The sequence below is a fragment of the Azospirillum sp. A29 genome, from assembly GCF_042604625.1.
Taxonomy (GTDB): Bacteria; Pseudomonadota; Alphaproteobacteria; order Azospirillales; family Azospirillaceae; genus Azospirillum; species Azospirillum palustre.
Genome location: NZ_CP170463.1, coordinates 281,999 through 298,332, shown reverse-complemented (window position 1 = coordinate 298,332; position 16,334 = coordinate 281,999). Strand labels below are relative to the sequence as shown.

Annotated in this window: 19 protein-coding genes; 9 read left to right on the top strand and 10 right to left on the bottom strand. The window is 66.4% G+C overall.

What is annotated here, in order from left to right:
- The first annotated feature begins 6 nt into the window (after positions 1-6).
- The 3 genes from ABNQ38_RS09870 to ABNQ38_RS09860 all read left to right on the top strand — a co-directional run bounded on the left by ABNQ38_RS09870 (position 7) and on the right by ABNQ38_RS09860 (position 2,396).
- The gene (locus ABNQ38_RS09870; RefSeq protein WP_377807410.1) at positions 7-573 is read left to right on the top strand and encodes an isoprenylcysteine carboxyl methyltransferase family protein; all 567 of its coding nucleotides are present in this window, start codon (positions 7-9) and stop codon (positions 571-573) included.
- Positions 574-603: 30 nt separating this feature from the next.
- Complete coding sequence (locus ABNQ38_RS09865; protein ID WP_377807304.1) at positions 604-1,623, top strand: SDR family oxidoreductase; 1,020 nt, start codon at positions 604-606, stop codon at positions 1,621-1,623.
- A gap of 434 nt (positions 1,624-2,057) precedes the next feature.
- Entirely contained in the window at positions 2,058-2,396 is a 339-nt protein-coding gene (locus tag ABNQ38_RS09860; RefSeq protein ID WP_377807303.1) for an endonuclease domain-containing protein, read from the top strand.
- Between the two features lie 52 nt (positions 2,397-2,448).
- On the opposite strand, the gene nirK is transcribed toward ABNQ38_RS09860, so the two are convergent.
- The 6 genes from nirK to ABNQ38_RS09830 all read right to left on the bottom strand — a co-directional run bounded on the left by nirK (position 2,449) and on the right by ABNQ38_RS09830 (position 8,869).
- Entirely contained in the window at positions 2,449-3,516 is a 1,068-nt protein-coding gene (nirK, locus tag ABNQ38_RS09855; RefSeq protein WP_377807302.1) for a copper-containing nitrite reductase, read from the bottom strand.
- Positions 3,517-3,663: 147 nt separating this feature from the next.
- On the bottom strand, positions 3,664-4,212 hold the full coding sequence (mog, locus tag ABNQ38_RS09850; protein WP_376961770.1) for a molybdopterin adenylyltransferase: 549 nt from the start codon (positions 4,210-4,212) through the stop codon (positions 3,664-3,666).
- Positions 4,213-4,231: 19 nt separating this feature from the next.
- Entirely contained in the window at positions 4,232-6,148 is a 1,917-nt protein-coding gene (locus ABNQ38_RS09845) for a nitric oxide reductase activation protein NorD (protein ID WP_377807301.1), read from the bottom strand.
- A gap of 25 nt (positions 6,149-6,173) precedes the next feature.
- The gene (locus tag ABNQ38_RS09840) at positions 6,174-6,977 is read right to left on the bottom strand and encodes an AAA family ATPase (RefSeq protein ID WP_377807300.1); all 804 of its coding nucleotides are present in this window, start codon (positions 6,975-6,977) and stop codon (positions 6,174-6,176) included.
- 76 nt (positions 6,978-7,053) lie between these two features.
- Positions 7,054-8,403, bottom strand: coding sequence for a cbb3-type cytochrome c oxidase subunit I (locus ABNQ38_RS09835; protein ID WP_377807299.1), 1,350 nt, complete (start codon positions 8,401-8,403; stop codon positions 7,054-7,056).
- Between the two features lie 13 nt (positions 8,404-8,416).
- On the bottom strand, positions 8,417-8,869 hold the full coding sequence (locus tag ABNQ38_RS09830) for a c-type cytochrome (RefSeq protein WP_377807298.1): 453 nt from the start codon (positions 8,867-8,869) through the stop codon (positions 8,417-8,419).
- A 230-nt stretch (positions 8,870-9,099) separates the two neighbouring features.
- On the opposite strand from ABNQ38_RS09830, the gene ABNQ38_RS09825 reads away from it, so the two are divergent.
- Genes ABNQ38_RS09825 through ABNQ38_RS09810 form a run of 4 tightly spaced genes read left to right on the top strand, consistent with a single transcriptional unit; the run spans position 9,100 to position 10,829 of the window.
- Positions 9,100-9,714 (top strand): cytochrome c oxidase subunit 3 family protein, encoded by a 615-nt coding sequence (locus ABNQ38_RS09825; protein WP_377807297.1) that lies wholly within the window; start codon positions 9,100-9,102, stop codon positions 9,712-9,714.
- An 11-nt stretch (positions 9,715-9,725) separates the two neighbouring features.
- Positions 9,726-10,028 carry a cytochrome C oxidase subunit IV family protein gene (locus ABNQ38_RS09820; protein WP_377807296.1) on the top strand — a complete coding sequence of 101 codons (303 nt, stop codon included), beginning with the start codon at positions 9,726-9,728 and terminating at the stop codon, positions 10,026-10,028.
- Between the two features lie 22 nt (positions 10,029-10,050).
- Positions 10,051-10,206: a hypothetical protein gene (locus ABNQ38_RS09815; RefSeq protein ID WP_167421776.1), complete on the top strand. Its 156-nt coding sequence runs from the start codon at positions 10,051-10,053 to the stop codon at positions 10,204-10,206.
- A 44-nt stretch (positions 10,207-10,250) separates the two neighbouring features.
- Positions 10,251-10,829: an AAA family ATPase gene (locus ABNQ38_RS09810; protein WP_377807295.1), complete on the top strand. Its 579-nt coding sequence runs from the start codon at positions 10,251-10,253 to the stop codon at positions 10,827-10,829.
- Between the two features lie 30 nt (positions 10,830-10,859).
- Here the strand turns inward: ABNQ38_RS09810 and ABNQ38_RS09805 are convergent, their stop codons facing one another.
- Genes ABNQ38_RS09805 through kynU form a run of 3 tightly spaced genes read right to left on the bottom strand, consistent with a single transcriptional unit; the run spans position 10,860 to position 13,731 of the window.
- Positions 10,860-11,693: an alpha/beta hydrolase gene (locus ABNQ38_RS09805; protein WP_377807294.1), complete on the bottom strand. Its 834-nt coding sequence runs from the start codon at positions 11,691-11,693 to the stop codon at positions 10,860-10,862.
- A complete protein-coding gene (gene kynA, locus ABNQ38_RS09800; protein WP_377807293.1) occupies positions 11,690-12,541 on the bottom strand; it encodes a tryptophan 2,3-dioxygenase in 852 nt (283 codons plus the stop codon). The genes ABNQ38_RS09805 and kynA overlap by 4 nt, the downstream gene beginning before the upstream one ends.
- Positions 12,538-13,731, bottom strand: coding sequence for a kynureninase (kynU, locus tag ABNQ38_RS09795; RefSeq protein ID WP_377807292.1), 1,194 nt, complete (start codon positions 13,729-13,731; stop codon positions 12,538-12,540). Before kynU ends, kynA begins: the two co-directional genes overlap by 4 nt.
- Positions 13,732-13,924: 193 nt before the next feature.
- On the opposite strand from kynU, the gene ABNQ38_RS09790 reads away from it, so the two are divergent.
- Positions 13,925-15,097 carry an amino acid aminotransferase gene (locus tag ABNQ38_RS09790; protein WP_377807291.1) on the top strand — a complete coding sequence of 391 codons (1,173 nt, stop codon included), beginning with the start codon at positions 13,925-13,927 and terminating at the stop codon, positions 15,095-15,097.
- A 31-nt stretch (positions 15,098-15,128) separates the two neighbouring features.
- On the top strand, positions 15,129-15,758 hold the full coding sequence (locus ABNQ38_RS09785) for a YitT family protein (RefSeq protein WP_377807290.1): 630 nt from the start codon (positions 15,129-15,131) through the stop codon (positions 15,756-15,758).
- Positions 15,759-15,781: 23 nt separating this feature from the next.
- Here ABNQ38_RS09785 and ABNQ38_RS09780 read toward each other — a convergent pair whose 3' ends face one another.
- Complete coding sequence (locus ABNQ38_RS09780; RefSeq protein WP_377807289.1) at positions 15,782-16,255, bottom strand: YchJ family protein; 474 nt, start codon at positions 16,253-16,255, stop codon at positions 15,782-15,784.
- Positions 16,256-16,334: the final 79 nt, after the last annotated feature.

The window sequence follows — 16,334 nt, the reverse complement described above, 5'->3', positions numbered from 1 at the left end:
GTGACGATGGACGCCTTCGGCTGGCCGCAGATCATCCTGGCCGCGGTCGCGGCGCAACGACTGCTGGAACTGGCGGTCGCCCGCCGCAACACCGCCCGCCTGCTGGCCGACGGTGCGCGGGAGGTCGGAGCCGGGCATTACCCACTGTTCGTCGCGCTGCATGCCGGATGGCTGCTGGCGCTGTTTCTGGCAGTCCCGGCCGACGCGCCGGTGAATGGCTGGCTGCTTGCGCTATTCCTGCTGCTCCAGGCCGGGCGGGTTTGGGTGATCGCGACGCTCGGCCGCTTCTGGACGACGCGGATCATCACGCTGGACAGCGCGCCGCTGGTCCGCCGCGGTCCCTTCCGCTGGGTCCGGCATCCCAATTACCTCGTGGTGGCCGGGGAGCTCGCCGTGCTGCCGCTGGTCTTCGGCGAGCTGTGGATCGCGGTTGCGGCAAGCCTGCTGAACATTCCGCTGACCTTCCATCGCATCCGGGTGGAAGAACGGGCCCTGAGAGGACGCGACGGAACCGCAAGCGGTGCCGGGGGTTGGACAGGATGGAGCAGCCGGCGCACCCCGCCGGCGGCCTGACGCCCAGATTCCTGAGACAGGACCCTCGCCATGCAACCGACCAACGGCGTTCAGAAGTCTCCCGTCATCTGCATCACCGGCGCTTCCGCCGGGGTCGGCCGCGCAACGGCGCTGGCCTTCGCCGCCTATCGCAAAGCCTCCATCGGCCTGATTGCCAGATCGTCCGATGCGCTGGAGGAGGTGAAGGCCGAAGTCGAACGGCTGGGCGGCCGGGCGCTGGTCCTGCCGCTGGACGTCGCCGACCCCGACGCGCTGGAGGCCGCCGCCGACCGGGTGGAGAACGCCTTCGGCCCCATCGATGTCTGGATCAACGTGGCGATGGTCACCGTCTTCGGCCCCGTCCATGCCGTGACACCGGAAGAGCTGAAGCGGGTGACCGAGGTGACCTATCTCGGCTCCGCCTACGGCATCCAGACGGCCCTGCGGCGGATGCGGCTGCGGGACAGCGGCACGATCCTGCAGGTGGGCTCGGCATTGGCCTACCGGTCGATCCCGCTGCAATCCGCCTATTGCGCGGCAAAGCATGCGATCACCGGCTTCATCGACAGCCTGCACTCCGAGCTGATCCATGACAACAGCGGGATCGGACTGACCACCGTGCATCTGCCGGCGGTCAATACCCCGCAATTCGACTGGGCGCGCAGCCACATGCCGCGCCGGGCGCGGCCGATGGGGACCATCTTCCAGCCGGAGGACATCGCCCGCGCGATCCTGCACGCCGCCGAGAATCCCCGTCGCGAATATTGGCTGGGCGGATCGGCGATGCAGGCGATCCTCGGCAATTTCCTGGCGCCGGGCTTTGCCGACCGTTACCTCGCCAACACCGCGGTGGAGGGCCAGATGACGGAGGAGCGGGAAATCCCCGGCCGGCCCGACAACCTCTACCACCCTGTCGACGGTCTGCACCGCACCCGCGGGCGCTTCGGACTGCCGCACAACAGCCTGCGCCTGACGGCACCCAGCGGCGCCGCAAGGGGTCTGGCGATGGCCGCCGGCCTGATCCTGGCGGGCGGGCTGGGCTTCATGATGAGCCGGGCAACCCACCGATAAATGTCACAGCGGAGCGGTCAGGAGCGGGACTTGCGGCCTCCGCCGAGCCGCCTATATAGGGTGTCGTAGTCAACAACTGAAAGGAGGTGATCTCGTGTCTCATTGTCCGTCTCACTCGTCGTCGAGCGCCAAGGCCGAGGTCTCTTTCTTCGCGGAAGGGATTTCGGTCCGCTAAGGACTGCGCCGTGGTGTCGACGACACACGGATTGACAATGGAAGGGCTGCCGGAAACGGCGGCCCTTCTTTGTTTCGGGGTTTTGTCTGTCGTCTTTCCTGAAGGCCCCTCTCCCCTTGCGGGAGAGGGGTTGGGGTGAGGGGTCGCAAACATGGCTTCCTCCGGCCTGCGGCCGGTGCCCCCTCGTCCCAACCCTTCTCCCGCGAGGGGAGAAGGGCTTTCCATTGCGTCGCAACGCAACATCGACCAAAATACATGCATGAATGGCGTTGCCACCGCCCGCAGATTGCGAAGCACATTGACCGACGCCGAGCGACGGCTGTGGTCCCGGTTGCGCAACCGTCAATTGGCTAGGGCGAAGTTCCGACGGCAGTTCCCCATCGGCCCGTTCGTTGCAGATTTCGCCTGCACGGAATGCAAACTGATCGTCGAGGCGGACGGCGGACAACATGCCGATAATCCGGCGGACGAGCGCCGCACCGCTTGGCTTGTCGAACAAGGCTGGCGCGTTCTGCGCTTCTGGAACCCCGACATCCTGACCCGCACAGACGATGTACTGGCAACGATACTGGCCGCCTTGGAACAACCAGAAATATAAAAAGCCCCTCTCCCCTGCGGGAGAGAGGCTTTTCTTCAATTCACCCGTAGCCTCAGTGCTGCATCTCGCCCATTTTTTTGCGGCTGTCGCCGCTCTTGTCGAGGATGATGCTGTCGTCGGGCTTGCCTTCGACTTCCAGAATGCCGATCAGGCCCTTGGTGGCGCGGCTCAGCGCGTGGTCGACCAGGGCATATTTGCCGGGGTAGTCGACCTTGAATTCCACCATGGTGGCGCCGCCGGGGGCGACGGTGACGGTCTGGATGCCCTTGGCCGGCTCGCTTTCCAGGCCGCCCAGATTGTAGACCTTATCGAAGATCTCGCCGATGACGTGGAAGGAGGAGGTCAGGTTCGGACCGCCGACGCCGAAGAACAGGCGAACCGTCTCGCCGACCTTGGCCTTCAGCGGCTTGTCCTTGGTCAGGGCGCCGACGGTGCCGTTGAACACCAGATAGCTCGGACGCTCGTTGACGAGGCCGTCATAATCATCCTCGGCATTCGTCAGGTTCTTGGCCTTGGTGGCGTAGATTTCCTGCTGCATCACGTAGAATTCGTGATCGACCGGGGCCAAGCCGGCTTCCGGCTCCACCACGATCAGGCCGTACATGCCCTTGGAGATGTGGTGGGCGACCATCGGCGTGGCGCAGTGATAGACATAGACGCCGGGGGTCAGGGCCTTGAAGCTGAAGGCCTTGGTCTGGCCGGGCTCCACCTGGGTGATCTGGCCGCCGCCGAGGAAGCCGGTCGCGGCATGGAAGTCGACGGAATGGTTCATCGTCGATTCCGGCGCGTTGGAGATCGAAACATCCACCGTATCGCCGACCCGCACCCGCACCATCGGACCCGGCACCGTGTTGTTGAAGGTCCAGTAGGTGTAGGTGGTGCCATCGTCCAGCTTGGATTCGACCTCGGTCGTCATCAGCGAGACCTTGTGGGTCTTCGGCGCCCGCTTGCCGGCCTTTTCAGGAGCCGGCACGGAAGCAGGGTCCTGGACGACACTGACCGTCGGCTGCTTGACCTTCGGGTCGGCATAGAGCGTGTCGGCGGCCGAGGCGGCGCCGATACCGGACAGGATCATCAGGGCGGCGGCGCTAACGGTGACGAGAGAGAGCTTGGTCTTCATGGCGTCATCTCGGATGAATGTTTCTTGTGAGGGAATATTCTTCCCGCTCCCGAGATCGATGCTTGACCGCCGTCAAGTGGAACTTCTGAACGCTATTTTGTCGCATGCTCCTTTTTATTTCCACACTAAGTATAATGACTTTTGGCGTCACGATTTAGGACGGAAGGAAACGCAGATCTCAGGATCGGTTTCGATCCGGCCGGCACCGATCAAATCCAGGCAATAGGGGATCGCGGGAAACACCGCGTCCAGGCAATCATGGATGGCGGACGGCTTGCCCGGCAGATTGACGATCAGGCTGCTCCCGCGAATACCGGCGGTCTGGCGCGACAGGATCGCGGTGGGCACCACCCGCAGGCTGACCGACCGCATCAGTTCGCCGAAGCCCGGCATCATCTTGTCGCAGACCCGCTCCGTCGCTTCCGGCGTCACGTCGCGCGGGGCCGGGCCGGTGCCGCCGGTGGTCACCACCAGACCGCAGCCGGCGACGTCGCACAGCTCGACCAGGGTGGAGGCGATCAGGTCGAGCTCGTCCGGGATCACCCGGGCCTCCGCCACCCAGGGGGAGGAGATGATGCGCGACAGCTCCTCATTAATCGCCGGGCCGCCCTTGTCTTCATAGATGCCGCGGCTGGCGCGGTCGGAGATGGTGACGATACCGATCTTCACGGGGCCGATCTTCACCGGTGCGGTCATGTCTGAAGGTCCTTTTCGGTCAGGCGGCGCAGGCGACCTGCCGGTAGAGCGCCGGCAACGCCTTGGTCAGGTGGGAAACCTGCGGGAATATGGCATAGGCGCCGCGTCCGAACAGATACGGGATATAGTCGCGGGCCTGCGCATCGACGGTGATGGCGAAGACCGCCAGCCCGTCGCGCCGTGCCTCGCGGATCGCCTGCCGCGTGTCCTCGATGCCGTAACGGCCCTCGTAATGATCGACGTCGTTCGGCTTGCCGTCGGTCAGCAGAACCAGCAGCCGGTGCCGGTTCGGCCGGTCGGCAAGCTGGGAGGTCACGTGACGGATCGCCGCCCCCATGCGGGTGTAATAGCCGGGCTTCAGCGCACCGATCCGGCGGGTGACGGTGGGGCCCAGCGGTTCATCGAATCCCTTCATCGTTTGCACCCGCACCCAGTTCCGCCGCCGGGAGGTGAAGGAATAGAGGGCATGGTCGTCGCCGCAGGCGGTCAGCCCATGGGTCAGCGCCAGTAGCGCCTCCTTCTCGACATCCAGAACCCGCCGTCCTTCGATCCAGCCGTCGGTGGACAGCGAGCCGTCGACCAGCACCGCCACCGCCAGATCGCGGGCGGCGCTGCGCACCTGCTGGTGCACACGGTCGCTGCCGCAACCGCCGGCCTGGAGATCGGCCCGGCTGCGCACCAGGGCGGCCAAATCCAGCTCGTCGCCATCGGCCTGACCGGTGAACAGCATGCGGCGCGGGCGCAGCGCCTCGAACTGGCGGCGCACCTGACGGATGCGGCGCAGAGCGGCGGCATCGGGCTCCCATGAGTCGCCGTCGGCCGGTGCGGTTTCGGCGATCACCCGGCAGTGGTTGGGCAGATGGGCCTGCCGGCCATGATCCCATTCCGGATAGATCAGGGTCGCCGCCAGGGGCGTGTCGTCGACCACCGGCGCTCCGAGGTCGAGGTCGAGCTTCAGCGTGGTCGATGCCTTGCGCTGGTGGGCGCCGACGGCGATCTCGTCCAGGTCGTCGGCGGCCTTGCGGGCATTCTCCGCATCGTCGTCATCGACCGCACGCGGGATGTTCAGCGCCTCGGCAAGGCTCAGCATCTTTTCGAAGCGGTTGAGGATCAGCGGGTCGTTGCGCTGGATCTGGTCGGTCTGCCGGCGCGTCGCGGCCCGGCGGCGCTGGTCGCCCTCGGCCGCCTGTCCTCCTTCGCCGGGGCTTTCGACGGCAGCGGAAGCGTCACGGCCGATGCTTGGCAACACCAGTCCCCACAACGGCACCGGCAGCATCCGGGCATAGCCGTAAGGAGCGGTGAAATCCGACAGCGGAACGCTGGGCGCCAGCATGCGTGCACCGTCGCTGGTGACGGCACCGAAGCCGAGCAGCGCCAGGACGGCGCGCTCGACATCGGCCTCGACCGGCGGCAGGCGACGGGCGGGGCGGATGGCGGCGACGGCGCGGGCCAGTTCCTCATGCATGCGGGACAGGCCGGGCCAACGGGTCAGAACCCGCGTGGTGGTGGTGGCGGCGCTGCGGAGCGCCTGCACATCGGCCTGCAACGGGTCGGCGGGGGCCGGCTCGGCCTCGGCATGGGCGAAGAAGGCGGCCAGCCATTCGTACAGCCGCTCGTTCAGGGCGGGATCGGGGAACAGGTCGATGGCGGTGGGCAACTGGAGCACATTGCCGTCCAGTGCCGCCCGCTCCACCCGCTCTTCCCCCAGCCCGATGCGGCCGAGGAGCGACAGCCGGTGCCCCGACACCGAAGCGCTTCCGGCGGCAAGCCGGACGCCGCAGTCGCCTCCCAGCGCCCGGAAGAACACCGCCAGCCGTGGACGCATCGTCTCCAGCGTGACGGCTGCGTCGGGATAGTGCGGATAGCTAGACCGCCCGCCGATCAGGCGGTGCCACAGACGGCCGACGGTCTCTTCCGGCTCGAAGAACTCCAGCATGGCGATAGCCCTCCGCCTTTTCCGATCAGCCCAGTGTGACCTCGGCCACGCGCAGCAGGGCGGCGCGGATGTCCGGATCGTCGGTCAGCGGCTCGATCAGGGCGGCGCGGATGGCGCGCTCGGGCTTCATGCCGGAACGGATCAGCGTGGCGCAATAGATCAGCAGGCGGGTCGAAACGCCCTCCTCCAAATCCTGGCCCTTCAGGGCACGCAGGGCGTTGGCGAGGCGGACCAGCGGAGCGACGCGATTTTCGGGCAGGCCGCTTTCGGTCGCAACGATGGGAATCTCGCGTTCCGGCGGCGGGAAGTCGAATTCGACGGCCAGGAAGCGCTGGCGGGTGCTGGGCTTCAGCGCCTTCAGCACATTCTGGTAACCGGGGTTGTAGGACACCACCAGCATGAAGCCCGGCGGCGCTTCCAGCGTTTCGCCGGTGCGGTCCAGCGGCAGGATGCGGCGGTCGTCGGTCAGCGGGTGCAGCACGACGGTGACATCCTTGCGTGCCTCGACCACCTCGTCGAGATAGCAGATGGCGCCCTCCCGCACGGCACGGGTCAGCGGCCCATCCGCCCAGACGGTGTCCCCGCCCTTCAGCAGATAGCGGCCGGTCAGGTCGGCGGCGGTCAAATCGTCATGGCAGGACACTGTGTAGAGCGGCCTGCCGAGCTTTGCCGCCATGTGGGCGACGAAGCGGGTCTTGCCGCATCCGGTCGGCCCCTTCAGCAGAAGCGGCAAGCGATGAGTGTAGGCATGCTCGAACAGCGTGCACTCGTCGGCGGTCGGCTGGTAGAACGGCAAGGACGGCAGGATGGGGACGGCGCTGTCGGGCATCGCGAGGAAACTCCGTAAAAGAGACGGCCCCTGCGCCGACCGGACATCCGGTGGGTCGCAGGGGCCGGAGGGAACGTCACTCGGCCGGCTGGTAATTGGACGGGATCGAGGCGGGCCGTTCCTCGCGGGCCGGGCCGAAGACGGCGTAGAGGTAGAGCGCGACGCCGACCGCCACGGCGAAACCGGCACCCAGCCGCATCCAGTAGAACAGCGCGATCTGCTCCTGGACTTCCATGTAGCTCATGCCCAGGACCCGTTGCAGATGGGTCTGAACGACGCCGGCCACGGTCAGGGCGAAGGTCATGAAGGCCATGCCGCCGCTCATCAGCCAGAAGCTCCACATGTTGAGGATCTGGTTGTAGGGCTGCTTGCCGCGCAGGTAGGGCATGGCGTAGGTGATGATGGCGAGGTTGATCATCGCATAGGCGCCGTAGAAGGCGAGGTGCCCGTGCGCCGCGGTGACCTGGGTGCCGTGGGTGTAGTAGTTGATCGGGGCCAGCGTGTGCAGGAAGCCCCACAGCCCGGCGCCGAAGAAGGCGAAGACCGCGCAGCCCAGCGACCACAGCATCGCCGCCTTGTTCGGGTGACGGCGGCCGCTCTTCCACACCATCATGAAGGCGAAGACGACCATGGTGAAGAAGGGAGCGACTTCCAGCGTGGAGAACAGCGAGCCGATCCACTGCCAGTAGCCGGGCGTGCCGATCCAGTAATAATGGTGGCCGGTGCCGAGGATGCCGCTGAACAGGGCGAGACCGACCATGGCATACAGCCACTTCTCGACGACCTCACGGTCGACGCCGGTCATCTTGATCATCAGGAAGGCGAGGATGGAGGCCAGGACCAGTTCCCACACGCCCTCGACCCACAGATGGACGACGTACCACCAGTACATCTTGTCCAGCGACAGGTTCGCCGGGTTGTAGAAGGAGAACAGGAAGAAGAGCGCGATGCCCCACATGCCCACCAGCAGGATATTTGTGATGACCGTGCGGCGGCCCTTCAGCACCGTCATCGTGATGTTGTAGAGGAACATCAGCGCGACGACGACGATGGCGGCCTTGATCCACAGCGGCTGTTCCAGGAACTCCCGCCCTTCATGGATGCGGAAGACATAGCCGACGACCGCCGCCAGCGCGCCGAAGACGAACAGGCCGAGCTGGATCAGCGCCAGCTTCGGACTGTACAGCTCGGTCTCCGCCTCCTCGGGCACGAGATAGTAGGCGGCGCCGAAGAAGCCGATCAGCAGCCAGACGATCAGCGAGTTGGTATGGATCATCCGGATGATGTTGAAGGGCAGAAGCTCCGACAACGTGTTGGGCAGGACATAGACGGTACCGGCCAGGAGACCCACCAGGATCTGCACACCGAACAGCCCCATGGCGGCCGCGAAGTAATAGATGGCGACTTTTTGCGATTCGTACTTCATGACGGAAATCTCCTCAGCCCGACAGCTTGGGCGGCCAGTTCTGGGTGTTGATCCGGCTGGTCCATTCCAGGAACGCGGCAAGGTCCTCGACCTCGCTCTCGGTCAGGTGAAACTGCGGCATCTGGCGCCGGCCTTCGATTCCGGACGGCTGTGCCGCCATCCAGCCCTTCAGCGCCATCACGGCGCCCTCGGGGTCCTTGTCGCCGCCGTAACGCAGCCAGACATTGCCCAGTTCGGGGGCGAAATAGGCGCCCTCGCCCAGCAGCGTGTGGCAGTTGATGCAGGCGTTCTTCTCCCACACATGCTTGCCGCGCACGACCGCTTCGGACAGCGTCTTCTTATCGGTGCTGGTATTGACGATGTAGTTGTGGCTGAGCGCGGTCAACGCGACGAAGGTCGCGAAGAAGAACAGCGATCCGCCATAGAAGATGTTTCGCGCGGCCGCCTTGGTGAAGCGTTCGGTCATCGCTCGGGATCCCTGGAAATCTCGATCTGTCGGTCGAGAGGGGGTCGGTTCGGAAGGGCGTCGGGTGCGCGAAGCCGGAAGCGGGAAGCCGGGCGTCGCAGCGTCCTACCGCCACGGGTCGGGCGAATAATTGACCGTGGCGGAAGGGCATTCCTTGACCGCGGTCAAGCCGGTCCGCGGATCGCCGCCTTATCATTCGCGTACATGATGACAAGCTTTGGAAAGTGGAAATGGCCGACGTTGAGATGACGGGCCTGGAGATCGGCGGTCCGGAAGCCCCGGTTCCGGTGGAGCGGGGAAGCGGCCTTGCCGCCCTGCCCGGCAACCTGATGATGTGGATCCTGATCTTCAGCGAACTGGCTGTGTTCGGCGTTGCCTTCCTGGGCTTCGCCGTAGCCCGCGTGCTGGATCCGGCGACTTTTGCCGCCGGTCAGGCCCATTTGAACGGAACGGCCGGCGCGCTGAACACCATGGTTCTGGTGACCAGCGGCTATCTGGCCGCCAAGGGGGTCGCCGCCGGGCGGCGCGGTGCCGTGCCGCAGGCCCGCCGGGCGATGCTGACGGCGGCGGCCATCGGGTCGGTGTTCCTGGCGGTGAAGGCGGTGGAGTATTCGGCGACGCTGGGCGCCGGGCTGACCATCGACACCGACAGCTTCTTCACCCTCTATTTCCTGCTGACCGGATTCCACGCCCTGCATGTGGTGCTGGGCATCGTCATCCTGCTGCTGGTCGGCCGCTCCGGCCCCGACACGCTGGTGGAGAATCTGGAGACGGGAGCGGCCTTCTGGCACATGGTCGATCTGGTCTGGGTGATCCTCTATCCGCTCGTCTATCTGATCCGCTGAGAGGACAGGCCATGACATTTCTCAAGAAGATCGACCGGCTGACGCTGTCCTGGCTGATCCTGATGGGGCTGACCGCCGTCACCCTGCTGTTCGCGCGCCACGGCGATGCGGGCGGCAGCGTCGGCATCGCTGGAGCGGCGCTGCTGCTGGCGCTGGCGGTGACGAAGGGACGGGAAATCCTGCTGCATTATCTGGAGTTGGACCATGCCGGTCCGGGATGGCGGTTTCTGATGACCGGATGGCTGGTCCTGCTGTGCGGAGCCATCCTGCTGATCACCGCCGCCGGCGCCCTGGGCTGGGTCGGCCAGCACTGAACAAAGACCGGGGGAAGCTGCCATGACCGAAGCCAAGCTCGGCCTGATCCTGACCAGCGTTGCCGTCATCACCATGGCGGTGGCGCTCTACCGCCAGCGCGCGTTGGGACGCAATGGACTGGTGACGGTGATCGCCGCCACCGCCGCCGTGTTCGCCGCTATGTTCTTCACCCAATAATCGGAACCCGCCCGCCATCGTCCGCGCTGGACCCGACGATCCGGATGCGTAAGATCGCCGGTTCGGATCGGCATCGGGCGGGAAAAGCGGAAATGATGCAGCTTGAGGATTTGGGTCAGCGCATCTGCATCCTGGGACCGTCCAACAGCGGCAAATCCACCCTTGCGTCAGCCATCGGACGGAAGCGCGGCCTGACGGTCATTCACCTCGACCAGCTTTACCATCGGCCCGGCACCGACTGGGAGCCCCGCCCCACGGAAGAGTTCGTCCGCCTGCACGATGACGCCATCGGCGGCGACCAGTGGGTGATGGATGGAAACTACTCCGTCTGTATGCAGCAGCGTTTCGCGCGGGCGACCGGATTGATCATGCTGGACATCGCGATGCCGGCCAGCCTGCTGCGGTATTTCCGCCGAACCTGGTTCGAACGGGAACGGCTTGGTGCGCTGGATGGCGGGCGCGATAGCGTAAAATGGGACATGATCCATCACATCGCCGTCGTCACCCCCCAGAACCGAAGCCGCAATGCCGCCCGGTTCGATCAAGCCGACCTGCCGAAAATTCGCCTGCCCTCCATCCGCGCGATCAAGGACTGCTACCGGCTATGGAGCCTGGAGAGATAGCCCGGCTTCTCTCCGCCCCGGCGGAATTCCCTAAGAACCAAGCAACGCCGCGACCAGATCGGAGTCCGGATCGGCCAGATCGTCGATGACGTCGAAGTGATGCCGCCCCGCGGCCAGCCGCACCCCGGTCGCCACTCCCAGCCCAAGCCAGATGTTGGCGAGCAGCTCCGTCTGGCGGACGAACTCCGGCCGCTCGGCCGCCCCGACCCAGCAGGTGATGCCAATGCCGGGCTGCGGGCGCAGCAGCGCCGGGCTTTCCGCCACGGCCTCCGCCTCGTCCAGGCGCAGCGTGGCATTCATGCGGGTGTTGAGCAGCGGGCGCAGGTCGTGCAGCCCGCTGATGGAGACGACATGCTCCACCCGCGCCCGGACATCGTCCGACAGCGGGGCGTCCGCGCAGACGAGGCGGCTGACCAGATGGCCGCCAGCGGAATGGCCGGTCAGGCGCAGCGGCCCGGCCTCCGCCCCCGCGATGACCTCCACCGCCCGGGCCATCTGCCGGGTGATGCCGGCGATCCGTGTTTCAGGACAGAGCGTGTAGCTGGGCATGGCGACCGCCCACCCTTGGGTGAGCGGCCCGGCGGCCAGATGCGACCAGCGCGCCTTGTCAAAGGCCATCCAATAGCCGCCATGGACGAAGACCACGGTGCCCTTGGCGGCTCCCTCCGGCCGGAACAGGTCGTAGCGTTCCCGCTCCCCCTCGCCATAGGGCAGGTCCAGCTCCGCCCGTCCAGCGGCGGCGAGTTCGGTCCGGAAGGCTGCGGCCCGCTCCGCCCAGCGTGCGGGGTAGGCGTCGCCGCCGGGGATGTGGGCACCGTTGCTGTAGGCGTCGTCCCAATCCGTGATCCTTCGCAATTCCGTCACAGCACCGTCCTCACCCGCCAGAGTTCCGGGAAAAGCTCCACGGCCAGCATGTTACGCAAATAGGACACACCGCCGGTCCCACCGGTGCCGCGCTTGAAGCCGATCACCCGCTCCACCGTCGTGACATGGTTGAAGCGCCAGCGCCGGAAGTAATCCTCGAAATCGACCAGCTTCTCGGCAAGCTCGTAGAGCGGCCAATGGGTTTCGGGCGACTGGTAGATGATCCGCCATGCCTCGGTCACACCGTCATGGGGCTGGTGGGTCTGCGACACGTCGCGTTCCAGCACGTCGGCCGGAACCGGAATGCCGTTGCGGGCGAGCAGGCGCAGCGCCTCGTCATACAGGCTGGGACGGGACAGCTCCTGTTCCAGCAGGGCATGGATGTCCGGCCGGTGGGCATGGGGGCGCAGCATCGCCGGGTTGCGGTTGCCCAGCAGGAACTCGATCTCCCGGTACTGGTAGGACTGGAAGCCGGAGGACTGGCCGAGATCGTCGCGGAACCGGGTGTATTCGCTGGGCGTCATCGTGCGCAGCACATCCCAGGCCGAGTTCAGCTGCTCGAAGATGCAGGCGACACGGGTCAGCATCTTGAAGGCCGGCGACAGCCGGTCCTCGCGGATCGCCTCGCGGGCGGCGCGGATTTCGTAGACGGCCAGCCGCATCCACAGCTCCGACGTCTGGTGCTGGACGATGAACAGCATCTCGTCATGGGCGGTGGAGCGTGGAGTCTGCGCACCCAGGATGCAGTCCAGCTGCAAATAGTCGCCATAGGACATCCGCCCGTCGAAGGCCATCTCGGCACCCTCTGCCGCCGGATCGTAGGGCTTCTTCGTATCCTGCCCGCTCATGTCACCATCGCCTTCCTGTGGTAGTCTTGCCGGTCCCAAAGCCCGCCATCCATCACCTGTTTGAGCACATCGACGGCGCCACGCACCTCCGCCTCGCCGATATAGAGCGGGGTGAAGCCGAAGCGCAGCACGTCCGGCGCCCGGAAATCGCCGATCACGCCGCGGTCGATCAGCGCCTGCATGATGGCGTAGCCCTGGCTATGGCGGAACGACACCTGACTGCCGCGCCGGTTGCCGTCACGCGGGGAGACCAGTTCCAGCATCGGGCATTGCGCCTCGACCAGTTCGATAAACTGGTTGCACAGCGCGATGGAGGTGCGGCGGATGTCGGCCATCTCGACCTCGTCCCACACATCCAGCGCAGCGTCGAGTGCCGCCAGCGCGATCACCGGCGGGGTGCCGACGCGCATGCGCTCCACCCCCGCGCCGGGACGGTAGGAGGGATCGAAGGCGAAGGGCGCCTCATGCCCCATCCAGCCGGACAGGGCCGGCCGCGCCGTCGCCGCATGCTGCGCAGCGACGTAGATGAAGGCCGGGGCCCCCGGCCCGCCATTCAGATATTTGTAGGTGCAGCCGACCGCGAAGTCGGCTCCGGCACCGGCCAGATCGACCGGCAGCGCACCGGCGGAATGGGCGAGGTCCCACACCGTCACCACCCCCGCCGCATGGGCCTTGGCGGTCAGCGCCGCCATGTCATGCAACCGGCCGGTCCGGTAATCGACCTGGGTCAGCATCAGGACGGCGACATCCTCGCCGATTGCCGCCTCCACCTCCTCCGGCGCCATCACCCTCATGACATGGCCGCGCCCCAGCGTCTCGATCAACCCCTCGGCCATGTAGAGGTCGGTGGGGAAGTTGCCGCTGTCGGACAGGATCACCCGGCGGTCGGGCCGCATCGCCAGTGCCGCGGCCAGCGCCTGATAGACCTTGATCGACAGGGTGTCGCCAACCACCATGCTGCCGGACGGCGCGCCGATCAGCCGGGCGATGCGGTCACCGACCTTGCCGGGCTGCACCATCCAGCCGGCGCTGTTCCAGCCGCGGATCAGCTGGCCGCCCCATTCCTGGGCGAGGGTGCGGGCCACCCGCTCCTCCACCCCGATGGGCAGCGGTCCCAGCGAGTTGCCGTCGAGATAGATCACGCCGTCCGGAATGCGGAACTGGGCGCGGGTCTTCTGAAAATCGGTCATCGATCTGACTGCTCCTTCCCCGGCAAAGGATGCCCGGCAATCGCTGATATTGCAAATTGTTGCAACGCTTAAGCGTATCAGACGATATGAATTCATCATTGTCCCGGAGGCCGCGAAAGTGGAGGATCGCACCGGCCGGACCAGCCGGCCGCCACCCCTGCCTTCCCCATCACCAAGGACCGGACGAACCGCCATGTTCAACGCGCTTTCCCGCCAGCCCGACGATGCCCTGCTCGCCCTGATCGGGCTGTACAAGCAGGATCCGCGGCCGGGCAAGGTCGATCTCGGCGTCGGGGTCTACCGGGACGAGGAGGGGCGCACCCCGGTCTTCCGCGCGGTGAAGGCGGCGGAACGGCTGCTGCTCGACGGGCAGGACAGCAAGGCCTATCTGGGGCTGGAAGGCGACGCCGGCTATCTGGAGCGGCTGTGGTCGCTGGTCGGCGGGGCCGCCGGAACCAAGGTCGCTACGGCCGGCGTGCAGACCCCCGGCGGGTCGGGCGCGCTGCGGCTGGCGGCCGATCTCGTCCTGCGCGGCGGGTCGAAGCGGGTGCTGGTCGGCCAGCCGACCTGGCCCAACCATGTCGGCATCTTCGCCGCCGCCGGCCTTGAGCTCGTCAGCTATCCCTTCTTCGACACCGCCGGCCAGACCGTGCTGTTCGACCGCATGGTCGCGGCGTTCGAGGCGGCGCAGCCCGGCGACGTCGCCCTGCTGCACGGCAGCTGCCACAACCCGACCGGCGCGCCGCTGTCGCTCGACCAGTGGAAGGAACTGGCGACGGTGCTGGAAAAGCGCGGCGTCCTACCGCTGGTCGACCTTGCCTATCAGGGCTTCGGCCGCGGTCTGGACGAGGATGCCGAGGGGCTGCGCCACCTGATCGGGGTCGTGCCGGAAACGCTGGTCGCCGTGTCCTCGTCCAAGTCCTTCGGCCTCTACCGTGAGCGCACCGGCGCCATCTTCGCCGTCGCCGCGGCACCGGCCGCCGCCGACCTCGCCAAGTCCAACCTGATGGCGCTGGCCCGCACCAGCTACTCGATGCCGCCCGACCATGGCGCCGCCGTCGTCCGCACCATCCTGAGCGACGCCGCCCTGACCGCCGACTGGATTGCGGAACTGGACGTCATGCGCGCCCGCATCGCCGGCATCCGCCGCAAGCTGGCTGCCGGTCTGGCCGGCGCCTTCCCCGCCTTGGCCGCGGTGGCGGAACAAGAGGGCATGTTCTCGCTGCTGCCGCTGACCGAGGCGGAGGTGCTGCGCCTGCGCGCCGACCATGCCATCTACATGCCGACCTCCGGCCGCATCAACATCGCCGGCCTGAAGACGGCCGAGGTGGACGATGTGGTGGCGAAGTTCGCCGCTCTCCGTTGAGCCCTGTGGTTTGAAGCGGGGACAGACGACGATGGCCGCGACCCTCCAGGCTCCGCCCGCCGCGGCGGAGCGTCACCAGCTCTATGAAGACGCGCTCGCCATGCTGATGGGCACGCTGTTCATCGCGCTGGGCATGCTGATCTATTCCAAGACGATGCTGTTGACCGGCAGCACCGCCGGGCTGGCGCTGCTGCTGAGCTATGTCACCAAGGTCCAGTTCGGCATCATCTTCTTCGCGATCAACCTGCCCTTCTACTGGCTGGCCTGGAAACGGCTGGGCTGGAAATTCACCGCGCGCACCTTCATCGCCGTGGCGCTGGTGACGCTGTTCTCGCGCCTGACCGACCAATGGGTGGGCTTCACCCATCTGGATCCGGTCTATGCCACCGTGGTTGGAAGCGGCCTGTGCGGCACCGGCCTGTTGATGCTGTTCCGCCACCGCACCGGTCTGGGCGGTGTCAACATCCTGGCGATCTATCTGCAGGAGACCTACGGAATCCGCGCCGGCTATTTCCAGCTGGGCGTCGATTTCGCGATCCTGGCCGGCGCCTTCTTCGTCCTGGCGCCGGACCGGCTTCTGCTGTCGGTGCTGGGGGCGACCATCGTCAACGTCACGCTGGCGATCAACCACAAGCCGGGCCGCTATCTCGGCATCAGTTGAGGGGCGACCGCTGCGGGCGCCGGTCAGCGCCCGCAGCAGGCCTTGTGCTTTTTCCCCGAGCCGCAGGGGCAGGGATCGTTGCGGCCGACCTTCACCACGCGGCGCGGTGGGTCCTTCGGGTTGAGGATGCTGTCGACATAGAACCAGCGGCCGTCGACGCGGCGGAAGCGCGACCGCTCATGCAAAGGCCACTCCTCGCCATCGCGGTGGAAGGTCAGGAAGAACTCGACCATCCCATCGTCGCCGGTCTCCTCCGCCTTCATGACGGTCAGCGGACCCCAGTCGCATTCTTCTGCCACCCGCTCCACATCGGCACGGCTGAAGGTGGCGCGGGTTTCGGGCACGCAGCTCCGCTCGATATGGTCGATGTCGCGGCGGACGAAGGCGGTGTAGCGCGACCGCATCAGCGCTTCCGCGCTGGGGGCGGGGTCCCCCGCCAGGATGGGGCCACAGCAGCGGTCGAAGGCCAGACCGGAACCGCAGGGGCAGACGGACATCACGAAACGGCTCCTTCCATGAGCATCGAGAAACGGCCTGCGGCACAGTGCCCGGCAAAACTTAACGCCGTCTCAACAT